The 19,063-nt window shown below is 79.3% G+C and carries 16 protein-coding genes; 10 read left to right on the forward strand and 6 right to left on the reverse strand.

What is annotated here, in order from left to right:
* Window positions 1–10 precede the first annotated feature (10 nt).
* Both AB8M62_RS05555 and AB8M62_RS05560 read right to left on the reverse strand, forming a co-directional pair.
* Complete coding sequence (locus tag AB8M62_RS05555) at window positions 11–289, reverse strand: Lrp/AsnC family transcriptional regulator (RefSeq protein WP_369053611.1); 279 nt, start codon at window positions 287–289, stop codon at window positions 11–13.
* Window positions 286–2,178, reverse strand: a complete 1,893-nt coding sequence (locus tag AB8M62_RS05560; protein WP_369053609.1) for a DEDD exonuclease domain-containing protein — start codon at window positions 2,176–2,178, stop codon at window positions 286–288. The genes AB8M62_RS05555 and AB8M62_RS05560 overlap by 4 nt, the downstream gene beginning before the upstream one ends.
* 225 nt (window positions 2,179–2,403) lie before the next feature.
* Between AB8M62_RS05560 and AB8M62_RS05565 the strand changes: the two genes are divergently transcribed.
* From AB8M62_RS05565 to AB8M62_RS05575, 3 genes are all read left to right on the forward strand, one after another.
* A complete protein-coding gene (locus AB8M62_RS05565; protein WP_369053607.1) occupies window positions 2,404–2,673 on the forward strand; it encodes a hypothetical protein in 270 nt (89 codons plus the stop codon).
* 76 nt (window positions 2,674–2,749) lie between these two features.
* The gene (locus AB8M62_RS05570; RefSeq protein WP_369053606.1) at window positions 2,750–4,102 is read left to right on the forward strand and encodes a hypothetical protein; all 1,353 of its coding nucleotides are present in this window, start codon (window positions 2,750–2,752) and stop codon (window positions 4,100–4,102) included.
* Window positions 4,103–4,212: 110 nt separating this feature from the next.
* Window positions 4,213–5,478 carry a glycosyltransferase family 4 protein gene (locus AB8M62_RS05575; RefSeq protein ID WP_369053604.1) on the forward strand — a complete coding sequence of 422 codons (1,266 nt, stop codon included), beginning with the start codon at window positions 4,213–4,215 and terminating at the stop codon, window positions 5,476–5,478.
* On the opposite strand, the gene AB8M62_RS05580 is transcribed toward AB8M62_RS05575, so the two are convergent.
* Both AB8M62_RS05580 and AB8M62_RS05585 read right to left on the reverse strand, forming a co-directional pair.
* Window positions 5,450–6,895 (reverse strand): hypothetical protein, encoded by a 1,446-nt coding sequence (locus tag AB8M62_RS05580; protein WP_369053602.1) that lies wholly within the window; start codon window positions 6,893–6,895, stop codon window positions 5,450–5,452. The two genes, AB8M62_RS05575 and AB8M62_RS05580, sit on opposite strands and share 29 nt — an antisense overlap.
* Window positions 6,892–8,694, reverse strand: a complete 1,803-nt coding sequence (locus AB8M62_RS05585) for an AMP-dependent synthetase/ligase (protein WP_369053600.1) — start codon at window positions 8,692–8,694, stop codon at window positions 6,892–6,894. Before AB8M62_RS05585 ends, AB8M62_RS05580 begins: the two co-directional genes overlap by 4 nt.
* A gap of 206 nt (window positions 8,695–8,900) precedes the next feature.
* Between AB8M62_RS05585 and AB8M62_RS05590 the strand changes: the two genes are divergently transcribed.
* The 4 genes from AB8M62_RS05590 to AB8M62_RS05605 all read left to right on the forward strand — a co-directional run bounded on the left by AB8M62_RS05590 (window position 8,901) and on the right by AB8M62_RS05605 (window position 12,509).
* A complete protein-coding gene (locus AB8M62_RS05590) occupies window positions 8,901–9,542 on the forward strand; it encodes a hypothetical protein (protein WP_369053598.1) in 642 nt (213 codons plus the stop codon).
* A gap of 165 nt (window positions 9,543–9,707) precedes the next feature.
* Window positions 9,708–10,685 (forward strand): ROK family glucokinase, encoded by a 978-nt coding sequence (locus AB8M62_RS05595; RefSeq protein ID WP_369053597.1) that lies wholly within the window; start codon window positions 9,708–9,710, stop codon window positions 10,683–10,685.
* Window positions 10,686–10,692: 7 nt separating this feature from the next.
* Window positions 10,693–11,772, forward strand: coding sequence for an ROK family glucokinase (locus AB8M62_RS05600; RefSeq protein ID WP_369053595.1), 1,080 nt, complete (start codon window positions 10,693–10,695; stop codon window positions 11,770–11,772).
* Complete coding sequence (locus AB8M62_RS05605; RefSeq protein ID WP_369053594.1) at window positions 11,769–12,509, forward strand: endonuclease/exonuclease/phosphatase family protein; 741 nt, start codon at window positions 11,769–11,771, stop codon at window positions 12,507–12,509. Before AB8M62_RS05600 ends, AB8M62_RS05605 begins: the two co-directional genes overlap by 4 nt.
* Before the next feature lie 38 nt (window positions 12,510–12,547).
* Here the strand turns inward: AB8M62_RS05605 and AB8M62_RS05610 are convergent, their stop codons facing one another.
* Window positions 12,548–13,255, reverse strand: a complete 708-nt coding sequence (locus tag AB8M62_RS05610) for a hypothetical protein (RefSeq protein ID WP_369053592.1) — start codon at window positions 13,253–13,255, stop codon at window positions 12,548–12,550.
* A gap of 155 nt (window positions 13,256–13,410) precedes the next feature.
* Here AB8M62_RS05610 and AB8M62_RS05615 point away from each other — a divergent pair, with 155 nt between their 5' ends.
* The 3 genes from AB8M62_RS05615 to AB8M62_RS05625 all read left to right on the forward strand — a co-directional run bounded on the left by AB8M62_RS05615 (window position 13,411) and on the right by AB8M62_RS05625 (window position 16,969).
* Window positions 13,411–14,259 (forward strand): lysophospholipid acyltransferase family protein, encoded by an 849-nt coding sequence (locus AB8M62_RS05615; RefSeq protein WP_369068900.1) that lies wholly within the window; start codon window positions 13,411–13,413, stop codon window positions 14,257–14,259.
* Between the two features lie 111 nt (window positions 14,260–14,370).
* Complete coding sequence (locus tag AB8M62_RS05620) at window positions 14,371–15,402, forward strand: 6-phosphofructokinase (RefSeq protein WP_369053658.1); 1,032 nt, start codon at window positions 14,371–14,373, stop codon at window positions 15,400–15,402.
* Between the two features lie 157 nt (window positions 15,403–15,559).
* On the forward strand, window positions 15,560–16,969 hold the full coding sequence (locus AB8M62_RS05625) for a class II 3-deoxy-7-phosphoheptulonate synthase (protein WP_369053656.1): 1,410 nt from the start codon (window positions 15,560–15,562) through the stop codon (window positions 16,967–16,969).
* Between the two features lie 72 nt (window positions 16,970–17,041).
* On the opposite strand, the gene pknB is transcribed toward AB8M62_RS05625, so the two are convergent.
* On the reverse strand, window positions 17,042–19,024 hold the full coding sequence (gene pknB / locus AB8M62_RS05630; protein WP_369053588.1) for a Stk1 family PASTA domain-containing Ser/Thr kinase: 1,983 nt from the start codon (window positions 19,022–19,024) through the stop codon (window positions 17,042–17,044).
* Window positions 19,025–19,063 lie beyond the last annotated feature (39 nt).

A 19,063-nucleotide genomic window follows, 5' to 3' on the forward strand; every position in this document is an offset into this window, starting at 1 on the left:
CCGGTGCGCGTCAGTCGGCGCCGAGGGAGAAGGCGCTCTCGAGGTCGTGGCGCGAGTACGCGCGGAAGGCGATGTTCGTGGTCGTGCTCAGCACGCCGTCCACCTTGTTCACCGTGCCCGCGATGACGTCCGCCAGCTCCTCGTGGTGGCGCACGCGCACCATCGCCACGAGGTCGACGTCACCGGTGACCGAGTACACCTCGGACACGCCCGGCAGGTCGGCCAGGGCCTGCGCGACCTCGGGGATGCGCCGGCTGTCGGCGAGCACGTTGACGATGGCGGTGATCACGGCGCCAGCGTAGTCCCGGACCCCGCGCCGCGGCCGTCCGCGGCGGCGCCCGCGCCACCGCCGCCGGTCCCGCCGCGCACGCGCTCGCGGGCCCAGCCCGCGCCGCGCACGGGGCACGCCCACGGCGACTCGTCGGCGCCCTCGACGGTCACCAGCCGGGTGCCGGGCTGCTCCAGCCAGTCGAGCACCGCGTCGGTCTCCTCCGCGGTGGCCGCGGTGCGGCCCGGCTCCGGGCGCTCCACCGCCTCCCCGGTGGCCCGCAGCGCCTCCACGTGCGGCAGCGGGTCCGCGCCGCGCGGGGTCAGCGTCGTGCCCGCCAGCCGCCCCCAGCGCACCAGCACCAGCTCCCAGCCGCCGGTCGGCCACCCCGGGTCGGGGCGGCTGCGCCGGGCGGCCACCAGCTCGGCCGTGCCCTGCAGCGGGGCGCGCCGCTGGGCGCGCGCCGCGGTGCGCAGGTAGGCGTCCAGGCGCTCGCGCTGCACGGCGGCCTCCTCGTAGCGCTCCTGCGCCGCCAGCCGGCCCATCCGCTCGGTCCCCGCGCGCAGCGCCTCGGCGGCGTCGGCGCCCGCCGGGTCGGTGCGCAGCGCGGCGCGGGCCCGCTCGACGAGCTCGCCGTAGGAGGCGGCGTCCTGCCCGCCGCGCTCGGCGCCCAGGCACGGGGCGCCGCACCGGCCCAGGTCGGCCAGCGCGCAGGCCCCCGGCCCGTCCGCGCGGGGCGCGCGGGGGATGCGGCGGGTGCACTGGCGCAGCGGCAGCGCCTCGTGCAGCGCGGCCACGGCCAGCTCCGCCGTGCGCGCCGAGCGGAACGGCCCCAGGTACTGCGCGCCGGCCGCGGTGTCGTCGCGCACCCGGCGCACCAGGGACAGGCGCGGCCAGGCGTCCGTGGTCAGCTTCACCCACGTCACCGCGTCCGGGCGCTTGGAGCGGCGGTTGTACGGCGGCTCGTGCTCGGCGATCAGCCGCAGCTCGCGCACCCGCGCCTCCAGCGGCGTCGCGCACACCACCGGCACCACCGCGGCCGCCGCGCGTACCATCTCGGTCATCCGCGGCCGCGTCTCCGAGGCCGTGAAGTAGCTGGCCACCCGGCGGCGCACGTCCACGCTGGTGCCCACGTACAGCACCCGGCCCGACCCGTCGCGGAACTGGTAGACGCCCGGTGCCGAGGGCAGCCCGAGGGCGAGGTGCTTCTTGGCCCGCCGCGCCGCGGGCACGCGCGCGGCGAAGGTCTGCAGGTCCTCCAGGGTCTGCACGCCCCGGTTGCCCAGCCGCCCCAGCAGCGCGTGCAGGACGTCGACCGTGGCGCGGGCGTCGGCCAGCGCGCGGTGCTCGGGCGTCGTGCGGGCGCCGAACAGCCGCGCCAGCGTCGCCAGCTTGCGGTCGCGCGCCTCGTCCGGGCCCACGAGGTGACGGGCCAGCACGACCGTGTCGACCACCTCGAAGCGCGGCCACGACAGCTGCGCGCGGGCGCAGGCACCCGCCAGGAAGCCCGTGTCGTACGGGGCGTTGTGGGCCACCAGCACCGCGCCGCGGGCGAACTCCAGGAAGCTCGGCAGGACCTGCGCCGCCGTCGGGGCGGAGGCGACCATCGCGTCGGTGATCCCCGTCAGCAGCTGCACGAACGGCGGGATGGACGACGGCGGGCGCACCAGCGTCTGGAACTCGCCCAGCACCTCGCCGCCGCGCACCTTGACCGCGCCGATCTCGGTGATGCCGCCCTCGGCGGGCGCCCCGCCCGTCGTCTCGGTGTCCACCACGACGAACGTCGTCTCCGCCAGCGGGCGGCCCAGGTCGTCGAAGGACGCCTGGTGGGCCGGCTGGGTGGCCGGCCCGGTCGTGCGCGCTCCCGGCCCGCCGTGCGGGGCGGGCGGCGCGGTCGTGCTGCGGGGCATGCCGGTCACCGTAGGGACGGCGTCCGACACCGGGCGGCTGCGACACGGCCCGGACCCCCGCCGGACCCCGCGCCGGACCCCGCGCAGGGTCCCGCGCAGGGCCCCGCGCCGGGGCGTGCGCGGGGCCGGTGCGGGCCTCGTGTCGGAGGCGGCTCCTACGGTGCGCGTGCCGGTCGGGGGACCGGACGGGCCGCCGGCCCGGGCAGCTCCGCGGGAGGCCGACCGATGCTCATCGACTGCGACACGTGCACCGCCCGACCGCGGGCGTGCGACGGCTGCGTGGTGTCCGTCCTGCTCGGCGTGCCGGACGTGCCCGGCCGGGCGGGCCCGCCCGCGCTCGACGACGACGAGCGCCGGGCCGTCGCCGTGCTCGCCGGCGCCGGTCTCGTGCCGCCGCTGCGGCTGGCACCGGCGCCGGGCCCCGCGCCCGACGTCCCCCCGGCTCCGGCCGCGGGGTCACGACCGCGCCGGGCGCGGTCCCGGGCCGCGGGCTGAGCCGCGGGCTGAGCCGCGTCTGAGCCGCGTCGCGCCGGCGCGCCGCGGCGCCCGGCGGCGGTGCGAGGATGCGCGGGTGCCGCCGTTCCCGCGCCGGGCGCTGCTCGTCTCCGCCGGGTGCGCGCTGGTCGCCGGCTGCTCACCGTCCGGCCGCGCCGGGGCCGTGCACGAGCTGCGCGTCGAGCACGTCCGCTCGCTGCTGCGCCGGCGCGCGGACGCGCTGCTGGCCGGTGACCTCGCCGCCGCCGCCGTGCCTGTGCTCACCCGCACGGCCGCCGAGCGCGACCTGCTGCGCCTGCGCGACGGGCGGGCCGCCGCGGCCCGCCCGCTGGAGCTGGCCGCCGACGTCACCGCCCTCACGGCTCCGCGCACCGGCCCCGGCGGGGGCGTCGGCGCGTCCGCGCACGTGGTCCTGCGCTCGCGGCTGCCCGGTGAGGGGCGCACGGCCACCGCCGCCGCCGTCCTCGGCCTGCGCCGCGACGGCGAGCGCTGGTGGCTGGCCCCCGGGCCGGTCGACGGGCCCGTCCAGCCGTGGGAGGTCGGCGCGCTCGAGGTGCGCGAGGTCCCCGGCGGCGCCGTGGTGCTCGTGCGCACCGGAGCACCGGCCGCCGGTGCGACCGCCGGTGCGACCACCGGTGCGACCACCGGCGCGGTGACCGACGCGGTGACCGACGTGGTCGCCGCGGTGGCCGCCGACGTGGGCGCCGACCTCGCGGACGCCGCCGCGCGCGCGGGCGCCGCCTGGGGCGCCGACCCGCCCCGCGCGGCGGTGCTCGTGGCGGCGGACGCCGCGGCCGCGGCCCGGCTGGCCGGGACGAGCGAGCAGCGGGCCGCCCTCGTCGACGCGCTGACCACCGGCGGCCGGCACGACCTGCCCGGCGGCCGGCGCGGCGCGGCGCGCGTGGTCGTGCAGGCCGGGCGGTTCGCCGGGCTGACCCGCACCGGCCGCCGCGTCGTCCTGACCCACGAGCTCGTGCACGTGGCGACCCGCGCCGGCGGGTCCACCGATCCCGCCGCGCCCCGGTGGCTGGCCGAGGGGTACGCGGACGTCGTGGCGCGCGCCGGGCGCGGCCTGGACCCCCGCGCGCTGGCCGAGCCCGTCCTGCGCGACCTCGGCGCCGGCGGGGCGGTGGACGTGCCGGCCGACGAGGACTTCACCGGCGGCCCCGGCGAGAGCACCGGGGACGCTGCGCTGCAGCGCGCCCACGCCGCGGCGTGGACCCTCGTCGCCTCCACCGCCCGGCACCACGGCCTGCCCGCGCTCACGGCGCTGCACCGCCGGCTGAACGCCGCCGACCGGCCCGCGACCGCGTCCGCGCGCGAGGCGCTGCTGGCCGCCGCCTGGCGCGAGCACCTGGGCGAGGAGCCCGTCGACGCGCTGGCGCGCTGGCGGCGGGACCTGGACGACCGGCTCGCGGGGTGGGTGTGACGGCGTCCCGCACCCGCCCGACCCGCACGCCCGACCCGCACGCCCGACCCGCACGCCCGCCTCGCACCACCCACCCCGCTGCCCCGCCCCGAGCCCAGGAGCCCCGCCCCGTGAGCACCCTCGTCGTCACCAACGACTTCCCCCCGCGCACGGGCGGCATCGAGTCCTTCGTGCACGCCCTCTCCCGCCGCCTGGCCGCCCTCGCCGCCGAGGAGGAGCACGCCGGCGGGGGGTCCGGGGGAGGGCCGGTGGTCGTGCACACGGCCGCCCAGCGCGGCGCCGCCGCCGTCGACGCGGCCCTGGCCGCCGCGGGCGTCACCGTGGTGCGCGACCCCTCGCCGCTGCTGGTGCCCACCCCGGGCGTCGTGCGGCGGGTGGTGCGCACGGCGCGCCGGCACGGCGCCGACCGGGTCTGGTACGGCGCCGCGGCCCCGCTGGCGCTGATGGCCCCCGCCCTGCGCGCGGCCGGGGTCCGCCACCAGGTCGCCACCACCCACGGCCACGAGGTGTGGTGGTCCTCGCTGCCCGGCTCGCGCGCGGCGCTGCACCGCATCGGGGAGTCCGTCGACACCGTCACCTACCTCGGGGCGTGGACGCGCTCGCGGATCGAGCGCCCGCTGAGCCCCGCCGCGCGGGCCCGCGCGCGGCGCCTGACCCCGGGGGTCGACGTGGACGTCTTCCGCCCCGGCTGCGGGGGCGACGCGGTGCGGGCCCGCCACGGGCTGACCGGGCGCCCCGTCGTCGTGTGCGTCTCGCGCGTCGTGGCTCGCAAGGGGCAGGACGTCCTCGTGCGCGCCTGGCCGCGGGTGCGCGCCGCCGTCCCGGGCGCCGCCCTGCTGATCGTGGGCGACGGGCCGCACCGGCGCCGGGTCGAGGCCCTCGTCGAGGAGCTGGGGCTGCGCGGCGACGTCGTGCTCGCCGGACGGGTGCCGTGGGAGGAGACGCCCGCCCACTACGACGCCGGCGACGTCTTCTGCATGCCCACCCGCACCCGCCTGGCCGGGCTGGAGCCGGAGGCGCTGGGCATCTGCTACCTGGAGGCCGCCGCGTGCGGGCTGCCCGTCGTGGCCGGCGACTCCGGCGGCGCGCCGGACGCGGTGCTGGTCCCCGCCGCGGGCACCGTCGTCGACGGCCGGGACGTGCGCGCCGTCGCCGACGCCGTGGTGGCCCGGCTGGCGGACCCGGCCGCGGCGCGCGCCGCGGGCGCCGCCGGCCGCGCGTGGGTGGCCCGGGAGTGGGGGTGGGACGTGCAGGCCCGCCGGCTGCGGGACCTGCTCGCCGGCCGCGACCCGGGGGACGGCCCCGCGGACCCGGGTGCTCCCGGCGGTGCGGGCGCTCCCGGTGAGGTCAGCGGCGGGCACCCCGGGCGGGCCTGACGTCCGCCACCCGCCCGTCGCCGGGGCCACGTCCGGCGCGCGCAGCGGGCGCCGCCCCGGCGCGCGCCGCCACGGCCAGCAGCAGCACCGCCGCGACCAGCCAGAACTGGTTGTAGAAGGCCTGCTTGTTGACGAGGTTGGCGACCAGCAGCACGAGCGCGCACCAGCCGAGCAGGCCGCCAAGGTCGACCGGGCGGCGGCGCAGCACCACCACGGCCGCGGTCAGCGCGCCGAGCACCGCGGCCGCCACGAGCGGCAGCGGCAGGCTCAGCCCCGTCTCGTTGAGCACCAGCGTGTAGGCGGTGTTGGCGAACGTCAGCGGCGGCAGGCCGACCATCGTCTCCACCGTGTCGCGCCAGAACGCCGCCGGGGCGGTGACGAACCACGGCAGCACGAGCAGCCCGGCGGTGCCCACCGCCGCGATCGTGCGGCGCGCGCCGAAGGCCGGGTGCACGGCCAGCAGCGGCAGGAGCAGGACGGTGTGCTGCTTGGCGGCCAGCGCCACCGCCAGCGGCAGCACGGCCCACCACGCCCGCCCGCGCGCCACCAGCAGCGCCCACAGCGCGACGCCGACGAGGACGGTCGGCTCGGTCCACGCCTGCTCCACGAGCGTCGTCGCGCCCGGGGCCAGCAGCAGCAGCGCGGCCGCGCCGACGGCCGGCACCCGCCAGCGCCCCAGCGCGGCCACCGCCAGGGCGCTCACCCCGACGAGCAGCAGCAGCGCCCAGCGCACGTCGCCGGCCAGCCACCGGCCGGGCGCGGTCAGCACCGCCGTGAACGGCAGGTAGGCGAAGGCGTCGGTGATGCCCGGCGAGCCCGTCCACGTCTGCGTGTACACCGACTCGCCGCGGCCCACCGCGTCGGCGGCCTGCTGCAGGATCACCCACACGTCGATGCGGGGTGCCGGGTCGCCGACCACGACCGCCGCCCCGGCGGCGCCGGCGCCCGCGAGGGCGACGAGCAGCGCGGCCCGGGTCAGCGCCCCGGCGCGGGGCCCGCCCCTCGCGGCTGCCAGGAGCAGCGCGGCCGCGACCGCGGTCGCGACCGCCAGCCCGGCGCGCACGGCGCGCAGCAGCGGCGGCTCGACGTAGCTGAACACCGGCACCAGGGCGTGCGCGAGGGCCGCCAGGGTGAGCGCACCGGCGACCGCGGCGGCCGGCACCACCTCCCGCGCGCCCGGCCGGTCCGCGCCCGGTGGGTCCGCGCCGGGCCGGTCGCGCGCCAGCACGAGCGCGAGCGCGGCCGCCGCCACCAGGTAGCCGGCGACGAGCCACCACCGGTAGCGCACGACGCTGTAGGTGGCCAGCGCCGTCAGCACCACCACGAGCAGCAGCAGCGCGGTGGACGCGGACGCCCCCGCGCGCCCGCCCCGGGACGGGGCGGACGGCGGGGGCGCGGACGGCGAGGGACCCCTCACGTGGCGTACAGGGCCTCGACCTCGGCCTCGTGGTCGCGCAGGACCACGTCCCGCTTCACCTTCAGCGAGGGCGTCAGGTAGCCGTTCTCCGGCGTGAAGTCGCCCTCCAGGACGCACCACTTGCGGATCGACTCGGCCCGGCTGACGTGCTCGTTGGCGGCGTCGACGGCCCGCTGCAGCTCCGCGCGCACCGTCTCGTGCTCGCGCGCGGTGGCCAGGTCCAGGCCGGGCAGGCCGTGGTTGGCGCCCCAGGAGGGCAGGGCCTCCTCGTCGAGGGTGATCAGGCAGGCCACGAAGTGGCGCTGGTCGCCCACGACGACGGCCTGGGAGATCAGCGGGTGCGCGCGCAGCCGGTCCTCCGCCTGCGACGGCACGACGTTCTTGCCGTTCGCGGTGACGATGATCTCCTTCTTGCGCCCGGTGATCCTCAGGTAGGCGCCGTCGACGACCTCCCCGATGTCCCCGGTGCGGAACCAGCCGTCCTCGGTGAACGCCGCGGCGGTCTCCTCCGGGCGCCCCAGGTACTCGCGGAAGACCCCGATGCCCCGGGCGAGGATCTCCCCGTCGTCGGCGACGGCGAACTCCGAGCCGGGCAGCGGCGGGCCGACGGTCCCGATCCGCAGCCGCTCGGGGCGCGTCACGGTCAGCGGCGCGGACGTCTCGGTGAGCCCGTAGCCCTCCAGCACCACCAGGCCCACGCCGCGGAAGAAGTGCGCCAGCCGCTCGCCCATCGGCGCGCCGCCCGAGACGGCGTGGGTGACGTCGCCGCCCAGCAGCGCCCGCAGCTTGGCGTACACGAGGCGGTCGAACAGCGCGTGCCGGGCCCGCAGCGGCAGCGACGGGCCGCCGGAGTCCAGCGACTGCGAGTACGCGATGGCGGTCGCGGCGGCGCGCGCGAAGATCGCGGCCTTGGCCTTCCCCGCCGCGGCGGCCTTCTGCTCGGCGCCGTTGTAGACCTTCTGGAAGACCCGCGGCACGGCCAGGATGAACGAGGGCCGGAACCCGGACAGGTCGCTGAGCAGGTCCTTGGCGTCGGCGGTGTGGCCCATCCGCAGCCGCGCGACCAGGCACAGCACCTCGATGAAGCGGGCGAAGACGTGCGCCAGCGGGATGAACAGCAGGGTCGCGCCGCCCGGCTTGCCGAGGACCTCCGGCACGCCCGCCTGCGCGTTGCGCGCCAGGTCCAGCAGGTTGGCGTGGGTCAGCACGCAGCCCTTGGGGCGCCCCGTGGTGCCGGAGGTGTAGATGATCGTGGCGGTGTCGCCCGGCCCGGCGGTGGTGCGCGCGCGCTCCAGGTCGGCGTCGGGCACGTCGCGGCCGGCGACCTCCAGCTCGTCCAGCCCGCCGGAGTCGATGGTCCACACGTCCCGCAGGGCGGGCAGCCGGTCGCGGACCGCGGCGACCCGGCCGGCGTTCTCGACCGACTCCACCACGCACGCCACGGCGGCGGAGTCGGACAGGATCCACTCCACCTGCGAGGGCGAGGACGTCTCGTAGACCGGCACGCCGACGGCCCCGGCGAACCACACCGCCACGTCGGTCAGCGTCCACTCGTAGCGGGTGCGCGACATGATCCCCACGCGGTCGCCCGGCTGGACGCCCGCGGCCAGCAGCCCCTTGGCGATGCGCTGCACGCGGGCCAGGAACTCCGCGGCGGTGACGTCGCGCCACGTGCCGTCGGGCTGCTTGACGCTGGCGGTGACGTGCTGCGGGACCTCCGCCGCGGTCGTCACCACGCAGTCGGTGAGGTTGCCGGTGGTGGTGGGTTCGACGAGCGCCGGCTCGCTGACGGTCCGCACGGTGTCCTCCTCGCGAGCCCCCGGGGCGCCGTCGTCCCGGGGTCGTCCTGGGCGGGTGGTGCACGGCCAACGGACGACCCGCGGCCGCGGTTCCGCCGGACCCTACCGGCCGCCCCGCCCGCCGCGGCGGCCGGTGCCCGCGCGCCACCCGGTGGGCTCAAGGTGCGGGCCGCGCCGGCCGAGGAGGTCGTGAGGAGGTGCCCCGCATGAGCCCCGACACCGGCGCCCGTCCCGCCCGCCGCGCCGAGCCGCCCGCCGGGCCGTCGATCCTCGACACCTTCGCCGGCCTGGACGACGAGCCGTTCGGCGACCCCGCGGCCGCCGCCCGCCGCCGCGCGGGCGCCACGCGCACGAGCGCGGCCTTCGGGGACGTGGAGGTGGGCCCGCCCGTGCCGCGGCCCGTGACCGCGCCGCCCGGACCCGCGCCGGTCGCCGACGCGCCCGGTGACCCCGCTGCGCCCGAGCGCCCCGAGCGCCCCGAGCGTCCCGAGCGCTGCCCGCACTGCGCCGCCCGCGTGCGCGCGGAGCAGGACTGGTGCTCGCTGTGCCTGGCGCCGCTGGACGCGCCGGTGCAGGAGGGCCCCGCCGCCGGGGCGGGGGAGGCCGCGGAGGGGGCTGCGGAGGCCCACGCACCGGTGGGCCCCGCCGGCGCCCCCGGCCCGGTCGACCTCACCGGGCCGGACCCCGAGGAGGTCGAGCGCATGCTCGCCGCGCTCGCCGGGGCGCAGGGCCCGGCGCTGCCGGGCCTGTCGCGGCGCGCCGCGGTGGGGGTGGCCGCGGGCGGCGGCCTCGCGCTGACCGCGGTGCTGGTGCTGCTCATGACGCTGCTGGGCCTGCTCGCCCGCTGACGCGGTGGCCGACCGGCGCCCGACCGGCGCCGCACCGGTGACTAGTACCCTCGCCCGTCGAGACCGCGCGCCCGCGCGGCCCGAGACGGGCAGGGGGTCCTGGACGCGCATGCCGCAGATCCACGCGGAGGTCCACGTCCGGCGCACGACCCCCGGGGTCCGCGCGTGAGCGCCGCCGGCGGCACGCGCAACGCGGTCGGCGTCGACATCGGCGGCACGAAGATCGCCGCGGGGGTCGTCGACCACCGCGGCGAGGTGCTGGTCTCCACCCGCCGCGAGACGCCCGCCTCGCACCCGGCCGCCATCGCCGACGCCGTCGCCGACGCCGTCGCCGAGCTGGCCACCACCCACGAGTTCGGCCCCGTCGGGGTGGCCGCGGCCGGTTTCGTCGACGCCGCGCGCTCCAGCGTGGTCTTCGCCCCGAACCTCGCCTGGCGCGACGAGCCCCTGCGCGAGCACGTCGAGCGCCGCATCGGGCGGCCCGTCGTCGTGGAGAACGACGCCAACGCGGCCGCCTGGGGCGAGTACCGCTTCGGCGGCGGCCGCGGCGCGGACGGCGAGCTCGTCCAGGACCTCCTGATGCTGACCCTCGGCACCGGCCTGGGCGGCGGCATCGTCGCCGGCGGCCTGCTGCAGCGCGGCGCCAACGGCGCCGCCGCCGAGATCGGCCACGCCCGCGCCGTGCCCGACGGCCGCCGCTGCGGCTGCGGCAACCGCGGCTGCTGGGAGCAGTACGTCTCCGGCAGCGCCCTCGTGCGCGACGCCAAGGACCTGCTGCGCTCCGGCGACGAGTCCGGCGCCGCCCTGCTGGCCGCCGCGGGCGGGGACCCGGAGGCCGTCGAGGGCCGCACGATCACCGAGCTGGCCGCCGCGGGCGACCCCGGCTGCGCGCGCCTGCTGGCCGACCTGGGCCGCTGGGTGGGCGAGGCCGTGGCCACCTTCACGGCCGTCCTGGACCCGGAGGTCGTCGTCATCGGCGGCGGCGTGTCCAGCGCGGGGGAGCTGCTGCTGGCCCCCGCCCGCGCCAGCCTCGCCGAGAACCTGCCCGGGCGCACCCACCGCCGCCCGCCCGCGCTGCGCGCCGCCCTGCGCGGCAACGCCGCCGGCATCGTCGGCGCGGCCGACCTGGCCCGCGCCGGCTGAGGGCGTCGTGGCCGCCCGCACCCCCCGCCCGCCGCGGCGCCGGCGCCCGCCGGACCCGCGCCGGACCGCGCTGCAGCAGCAGCTGCGCCAGCAGACCCGCCGCGCCCTCATCGGCGACGGCCCGGCCGTGGGCGTCGACATCGGCGGCACCAAGGTCCTGGCCGGTGTCGTCGACGGCGACGGGCGGGTCGTGGCCCGCGTGCGCCGCGACACGCCCACCCGCAGCCCGCAGGCCGTCGAGGACACCATCGCCGAGGTCGTCGAGGAGCTCGCCGCCCGGCACGAGATCGTCTCCGTGGGCATCGGCGCCGCCGGGTTCGTCGACGCCGAGCGCTCCACCGTCCTGTTCGCCCCGCACCTGGCGTGGCGGCACGAGCCGCTGCGCGAGGCCGTCGAGCGCCGCGTGCGCGCCCGCCTGGGCCGCCGGGTGGGCCGGCGCACCGTCGTGGAGAACGACGCCAACGCCGCGGCGTGGGCCGAGTACCGCTTCGGCGCCGGCCGCGGGGAGAGCCGCCTGCTGTGCGTGACGATGGGCACCGGCATCGGCGGCGGCATCGTCACCTCCGGGCGCGTGCAGCGCGGCCGCTACGGGATCGCCGGGGAGTTCGGCCACATGGTCGTCGTGCCCGGCGGGCACCGCTGCGAGTGCGGCAACCGCGGCTGCTGGGAGCAGTACGCCTCCGGCAACGCCCTGGTCCGCGAGGCCCGCGAGCTGGCCCGGGCCGGCTCGCCCGTGGCGCACCACCTGCTCGAGCTCGCCGGCGGCGACCCCGAGGCGATCACCGGGCCGCTCGTGACGCGCGCCGCCCGCGAGGGGGACGCGGCCGCCGTGGAGCTGTTCGAGGAGGTCGGCCGCTGGCTCGGCATCGGCATCGCCAACCTGGCGGCGGCGCTGGACCCGGGCACCGTCGTCGTGGGCGGCGGGGTCTCCGACGCCGACGAGCTGCTGCTGGCGCCCGCCCGCGAGGCGTACCGGCGCACCCTGACCGGCCGCGGCTTCCGGCCCGAGCTGACGATCGCCCGCGCCGCGCTCGGCCCGTCGGCCGGGCTGGTGGGCGCCGCGGACCTCTCGCGCGGCTGGGGGTGAGCGCCGGGCGGCCGGTGGCGCGCCTGCGGGTGGCCACCGTCAACGTGCGCGAGCTCCTGGACGACGGGCGCGCGCTGCGCCGCGTCCTGGAGGCCGCCGCCGCCGACGTCGTGTGCGTGCAGGAGGCCCCCGTCCACCCGCTGGCCGCGCACCGCCTGGGCGACCTGGCCGCCGCGGCCGGGCTGTGGGTCACCGCCGCCGGGCGCCCCGGCGCGGGGACGGCGGTGCTCACCGCGGCGCGGGTCGACGTGCGCGCCGCGGACGTCCTGCGCCTGCCGACGCCGCGCTGGCGCCACCGCCGCCCCGTGCGGGCGCGGGGGGCCGCCGAGGTCGTCGTGCGGGTGCCGCTGGGCGCCGGGTGGAGCCTGCCGGTGCGGGTGACCAGCGTGCACCTGGGGCTCGACGCCGCCGAGCGCGAGGCGCAGGCGGACGTCCTCCTGGCCCGCGGCGGTGAGCGGCCGCGGGTGCCGGCGGTGCTGGCCGGGGACCTCAACGAGGGCCCGGACGGCCCCGTGCGCACCCGCCTGGCCACGGTCCTGGCCGACGCCGCGCAGGTGGCGGGCGCGACCGCCGCGACGTTCCCGGCCCGCGCCCCGCGCTCGCGCCTGGACGTCGTGCTGGCCGACCGGCGGCTGGGCGTGGCGACGGCGGGCACCGCGGACGTGCCGACCGCGGTCGCCGCGGCCGCGACCGACCACCTGGCGGTGGTGGCCGACCTGCTCGTGCCCGGCGCCTGAGGGACCGGGCGGCGGGTCGGCGGCGGGTCGGCGGCGGGTCAGACGACGGCGCCGTCGTCCTCGTCGTCGTCGCGCGAGCGCGGCAGCCGCACGACGAGGGTGGCGAACCCGCCGACGAACACGAGCGCCGTCAGCACCGTCACGAGCGCGGGCACGCCCCGGGAGGTCAGGGCCACGACGAGCAGGAACAGGGGGGCGCCGACGACGGCGGCCCAGGCGGCCCAGCCCACCAGGTCACGCGGGAGCGGTGCCGGTTCGGCGGGCACGAAGCGGTCGCTGAGCCCGTCGCCGAGCTCCAGGGGCTCGCGGTCGCGCTCGCGCCGGCCGCGCGGCTCCTCGGCGGCACCGCCCGGCGCCCGGCCGGGCACCGCGGCGCCGGGGACGTCCTCGCGCGGGGCGGGGGGCAGGGGCCGGGCGGGGCGCACGGTGCGGGCACCGCGCTCGGCGGCCGTCTCGCGCGCGCCCGCGTCCGGGGCGCCGGGAGCGGAGTCGCGCAGCGCGCCCGGGACCTCGCCGCCCGCGGCCCGGGGCTGGTCGCCCTCCTCCGCGGGGGTGCCGGGCCGCGCCGGGGCGCCCTCACCGCCGGCCGCGCGGGCGGCGGCCGGACCCGCGGCCGGGTCGGCGTCGGGGGCGGCGTCGGCGCGGGCGCCGTGGCCCGCGTCCTCGTCCCCCCAGTGGGCGACGATCTCCGCGAAGGCGGCGTCGACGTCGAGGGGCCCGGACCCGTCGTCGCGGTTGGTGGGCACGCCTCATCGTGGCACGCCGACGCCGACCGGTCGAGGCGTCGGGGCCGGTGGGGGAGCGCGCTGTGCCCTACAGTCCTGGCCACGCCCGCCGACCGGTGCGCCCGCGCCGCGCACGGCGGGGCGGCGGGCTCGCGACAGGGAGGTCCGGACCGCTCGTGCTCTACTGGCTGATCAAGCTCCTGCTGGCCGAGCCGGTGGTGCGGGCCGTCTTCCGCCCCTGGGTGCGCGGCCTGGAGAACGTACCGGCCTCCGGCGCGGCGATCCTGGCGAGCAACCACCTGTCGGTGACCGACCCGGTCTTCCTGCCGGTCGTGCTGCGCTGGCGGGTCACCTTCATCGCCAAGGCGGAGATGTTCACCGTCCGCGGGCCGCTGGGGCGCCTGGCCGCGGGGTTCTTCCGCAGCGTCGGGCAGCTGCCCGTGGACCGCTCCGGCGGCCGCGCCTCCCAGGCGGCCATCGAGGGCGCGGTGGCGGTGCTGCGCCGCGGCGAGCTGTTCGGCATCTACCCCGAGGGCACCCGCTCGCCCGACGGGCGGCTGTACCGGGGGCGCACGGGGGTCGCGCGCATCGCGCTGCGCTCGGGGGCGCCGGTGGTGCCGGTGGCGATGATCGGCACCGAGCACGTCATGGCCCGCGGCAAGGTCCTGCCGTCGGTGCGGCGGGTGGGCGTCGTCATCGGCGAGCCCCTGGACTTCTCCCGCTACGCCGGCCGCGCCGACGACAAGCTCGTCGTGCGGGCCGTCGCCGACGAGGTCATGGCCGCGGTGCAGCGGCTCTCGCGCCAGGAGTACGTCGACGAGTACGCGGTCCGGGCTGCCCGGGTGCGCGCCGTCGCCGAGGACGCCGGCCGCGAGGTGCCGCCGCTGCCGTCGGCGGGCGGTCCCGGAGGCCGGGCCGCACCGACCGGCCCGCCGCCGGGGGCCCCCGGCGACGCGGCCGGCCCGGACGCGCCCGGGGAGCCGGACGGCCGGCGGTGGCCGGGGGACACGCCCTCGAACGGCTGACCCGCCCGCGCCGCCGGTGGCAGAGTGATCGCCGTCCGGCCCGTCGAGGTGCCCCGCCGGGGTGCCGGCGGCCGGGGCGCCGGCGTCGTGGCCGGCGGGACGGGAGGCGTCGTGCGCGTCGGCATCCTCACCGGCGGGGGTGACTGCCCCGGCCTGAACGCCGTCCTGCGGGCGGCCGTCCTGGCGGGCACCCAGCGCTACGGGATGACCTTCACCGGTTTCCGCGACGGCTGGCGCGGCGTCCTGGAGCGCGACGCCGTCCCGCTGGACGAGGCGAGCGTGCGGCCGCTGCTGGCGGTGGGCGGCACCGTGCTGGGCTCCAGCCGCACCAACCCGCTCGCGGACGGGGTGGCCGAGGGCGTGGCGCGCGTGCGGGCCTCGCTGGACGCGCTGGGGGTGGAGGGCCTGCTCGCGGTGGGCGGGGAGGACACCCTCGGCGTGGCGACGGCGCTGCACGAGGCCGGGGTGCCCGTGGTGGGCGCGCCCAAGACGATCGACAACGACCTGTCGGCCACCGACGCCACGTTCGGGTTCGAGACGGCCGTGCAGACGGCCGTGGAGGCGTGCGACCGGCTCGTCACGACGGGCGCCTCGCACCACCGGGCGATGGTCGTGGAGGTCATGGGCCGGCACGCCGGGTGGATCGCCCTGCACACCGGCATCGCCGCCGGCGCCCACGTGACCCTGCTGCCGGAGGTGCCGGTGGACCTGGACGCGGCCGCGGCCACGGTCGCGGCGGCGCTGTCCCGCGGCGACGCCCCGCTCGTCGTGGTCAGCGAGGGCGCCCGGGTGCTGGGGGAGGACGCCGTGCGCGACCTGCCGCGCGACGCCTTCGGGCACGTGCAGCTCGGTGGCGCCGGTGAGCAGGTCGAGCGGGAGCTGAAGGCGCGCGTGCCGGGCCTGTCGACGCGGCTGACCGTCCTGGGGCACCTGCTGCGCGGCGGCACGCCGAGCGCGGCGGACCGGGTGCTGGCCACCCGGATGGGGCTGTCGGCGGTGGCGGCGCTGGCCCGCGGCGACGTCGGCACGATGGCGGCGCTGCGCGGCACGGAGGTCGTGCAGGTGCCGCTGGCCGACGCGACGGGGGTGCTGCGCACGGTGCCCGAGGCGCGGTGGGCGGAGACGTCCGACGTGGTGTGGTGATCCCGGGCGACCGCGCCGCTCACGCCTGGTGACGGCCGGTCGCGGGGCGTCGCCGCCCGGCGGCCGGTCGGGCGGCGTGCGCGCGCGGGCCGGCGACCGGCCCGCGCAGCGGCCACGGCACCGGCGCGGCAGTGGGACACTGGCGCGCGTGAGCACCGTGACGAGCACCGTCCCCGGCGCGTCGGCCACGAGCGGGACCACCCCCGGTCCGACGTCGTGGCCCGACCTGCCCGCCGCCCAGCAGCCGCAGTGGCCCGACGCCGCCGCGCTCGCCGAGGTCCAGGCCGAGCTCGCCTCCTACCCCCCGCTCGTCTTCGCCGGCGAGGCCGACCAGCTGCGCCACCAGCTCGCCGCCGCCGCCCGCGGCGAGGCGTTCCTGCTGCAGGGCGGGGACTGCGCCGAGACCTTCGCCGGCGCCACGGCGGACGGCATCCGCCGCCGCGTGCGCACGATGCTGCAGATGTCCGCCGTCCTCACCTACGGCGCGAGCCTGCCGGTCATCAAGGTCGGCCGGATGGCGGGTCAGTTCTCCAAGCCGCGCAGCAGCGACAGCGAGACCCGCGACGGCGTGACCCTGCCCGCCTACCGCGGGGACGCCGTCAACGACTTCGCGTTCACCCCCGAGGGCCGCACGCCGGACCCGCGCCGCCTGCTGCGCGCCTACCACACGGCCTCGGCGACGCTGAACCTCATCCGCGCCTTCACCACCGGCGGGTACGCCGACCTGCGCAAGGTCCACGAGTGGAACCGCGGCTTCGCGTCGACGGCCGCCAACGCCCGCTACGAGGTGCTGGCCCGCGACATCGACAAGGCGATGAAGTTCATGATCGCCTGCGGGGCGGACTTCGACGCCCTGAAGACCGTGCAGTTCTACTCCAGCCACGAGGCGCTGCTGCTCGACTACGAGAAGCCGCTGACCCGCACGCTGGACGAGGAGCCGCCGCTGTCGGGCACCGAGCCGGTCGAGGACGTGCGCCAGGGGGGCCCGTACGACGTCTCGGCGCACATGGTCTGGATCGGCGAGCGCACCCGGCAGCTCGACGGCGCCCACGTCGACTTCGCCGCGCGCGTGCGCAACCCCATCGGCGTCAAGCTGGGTCCGAAGACCTCCGTCGAGGACGCTCTGGCGCTCGTCGAGCGCATCGACCCGTTCCGCGAGCCGGGCCGGCTGACCTTCATCACGCGGATGGGCGCCTCGGTGGTGCGCGACGCGCTGCCGGGCCTGGTGGAGGGCGTGCGCGCCGCCGGCCACACCCCGGTGTGGGTGTGCGACCCGATGCACGGCAACACCATCACCTCCACGAGCGGCTACAAGACCCGCCGCTTCGACGACGTCGTGGACGAGGTCCGCGGCTTCTTCGAGGTCCACGAGGCGCTGGGCACCGTCCCCGGCGGCCTGCACGTGGAGCTGACCGGCGACGACGTCACCGAGTGCCTGGGCGGCGCGATGGACATCGACGACGCGGCCCTGGCCACCCGCTACGAGTCGCTGTGCGACCCGCGGCTGAACCACCAGCAGTCGCTGGAGCTGGCGTTCCTGGCGGCGGAGATGCTCAGCCGCCGCTGACCGGTCCGGCGCGACGAGGCCCCCACCGCCCGTGGCGGTGGGGGCCTCGTCGCGTCCGGGGGTCGCGGGCGCTCAGACGACGGTGAGCGTGACGGTCGAGCCGCGCGGCACGGCCTCGCCCGCGCCCGGGTCGGAGGAGCGCACCGTGCCGAAGATGCCGCCCAGCACGTTCTCCACCCGCACCCGGAAGCCCAGCTCCTCCAGCGCGGCGCGCGCGTCGGCCACCTGCCGACCCTGCACGGCGGGGACCTCGACCAGCGGGGGGCCGGTGGAGACGACGAGGTCGACCGCGTCGCCGCGGAAGAGGGTCCCGTCGCCGGGGTCCTGGGAGACGACGGCGCCCGCCGGGACGCTCTCGCTGGTCTCCTCCCGGGTTCCGCCGACCACGAGCCCGGCGTCCTCCAGGGCGGCGCGGGCCTCGGCCAGGGCGTCGCCGGTGACGTCGGGCACGTCGATCGGCTGCCGGCCCCGCGAGACGACCAGCGCCACGGGCGTGTCGTGGTCCAGCACCGTCCCGGCCGCCGGGTCGGTGGCGATCACGTCGCCCTCGGGCACGTCCTCGCTGAACTCGCGGCGCACCTCGCCGACGGCCAGGCCGCCGTCGGTCAGGGCGCGCGCGGCGTCGGCCTCGGGGTCGCCGACGACGTCGGGCACGGGGTGCTGCTCGACGCCCAGGCTGACCACGAGGGTCACCGCGCCGTCGCGGCGCACCCGCTCCCCGGCCGCGGGGTCGGTGGCGGCGACGACGCCGGCGGGCACGGTGTCGCTGTGCGCCTCCTCGCGCTCCACGCCCAGGCCCGCGGCGGTCAGGACGGCTTCCGCGCGGTCGGGGTCGCGGCCGGTGACGTCGGGCGTCGTCGTCCACGCGCCGGGACCGGCGAGGAAGAACCACGACAGCCCGGCGGCCAGCGCCAGCACGACGAGGGTGGCGACCATGAGCACGACGCTGCGCCGGCGACGGCCGCCCTGCGGGCCCCAGCCGACGTCGGCGGCGCGGGCGCGCGGCCCCGAGGTGCCCCCCGCCGCGGCGCCGGGCGCCCCGTCCTCCGCGCCGCCCGGTGCGACGAGGGCGCTGAGCGCGCCGGCGCCCGCGGGCGGGCCCGCCTCCCCGTCGCGCTCCAGCGCCGCCAGGTCGATGCGCACGGTGTCGCCGGCCCCGCCGGGCGCCGGGCGGGCGGGGCGGGCCGACAGCTCGGCCGGGGTCAGCGCGGCGCGGGCCGCGCGCAGCTCGTCGCGGAAGGCGGCCGCGTCGCCGTAGCGCTCGTCGGGGTCCTTGGCCAGGGCCTTCAGCACGGCCCGGTCCAGGACGGCGGGCAGGCCCGGCACCAGCGTCGACGGCGCCGGCGGGTCGTCGTAGACGTGCCGGTAGGCCAGCCGCACGGGGGTGTCCCCGGTGAACGGCGGCTGCCCGGTGAGCATCTCGAAGAGCAGGACGCCCACGCCGTAGACGTCGCTGCGGGCGTCGGCCACCCCGCGGGCCACCCGCTCGGGGGCCAGGTACTCCGCCGTGCCGACCAGCTCGGCGCCGTCGCCCGCGGTGGACTGCGCGGTCGCGGCCGCCGAGCGGGCCAGCCCGAAGTCGGCGACCTTGACCCGGCCGTCGTCGCCGACGAGGACGTTGGCCGGCTTCACGTCCCGGTGCAGGACGCCCTTGCGGTGCGCCTCCGACAGGGCGTCGAGCACGTCGGAGGCCACGGCGAGGGCCTCGCCGGGGGTGAGCAGGCCGTGCTCGCGGACCACGTCGCGCAGCGTGCGGCCCGGCACCAGCTCCATGACGAGGTAGGCGGTCTCCTCGTCGCTGCCCTGGTCCAGCACGCTGACGATGCCCGGGTGCGCCAGCCGCGCGGCCGACTTGGCCTCGCGCACGAACCGCTGGCGCGCCTCCGGGTCGTGCGCGAGGTCGGCGCGCAGCACCTTCAGCGCCACCTCGCGGTCCAGGCGGGTGTCCAGCGCGCGGTAGACGACGCCCATGCCGCCGCGCCCGATCCGCCCGAGCACGCGGTACCGCCCGTCGAGCACGCGCCCGACGAGCGGGTCGGAGAGGGTGGCGTCCACGGGCAGCGAGTCTAGGTCGGCCGGCGGCCGCCCCCGGCT

It is taken from the genome of Kineococcus terrestris, from assembly GCF_041020755.1.
GTDB classification, from domain to species: Bacteria; Actinomycetota; Actinomycetes; order Actinomycetales; family Kineococcaceae; genus Kineococcus; species Kineococcus terrestris.

Coding starts and splice junctions, on each gene's coding strand:
- AB8M62_RS05560 (WP_369053609.1), bottom strand. CDS start 2,178: ATGCCCCGCAGCACGACCGCGCCGCCCGCCCCGCACGGCGGGCCGGGA.
- AB8M62_RS05565 (WP_369053607.1), top strand. CDS start 2,404: ATGCTCATCGACTGCGACACGTGCACCGCCCGACCGCGGGCGTGCGAC.
- AB8M62_RS05590 (WP_369053598.1), top strand. CDS start 8,901: ATGAGCCCCGACACCGGCGCCCGTCCCGCCCGCCGCGCCGAGCCGCCC.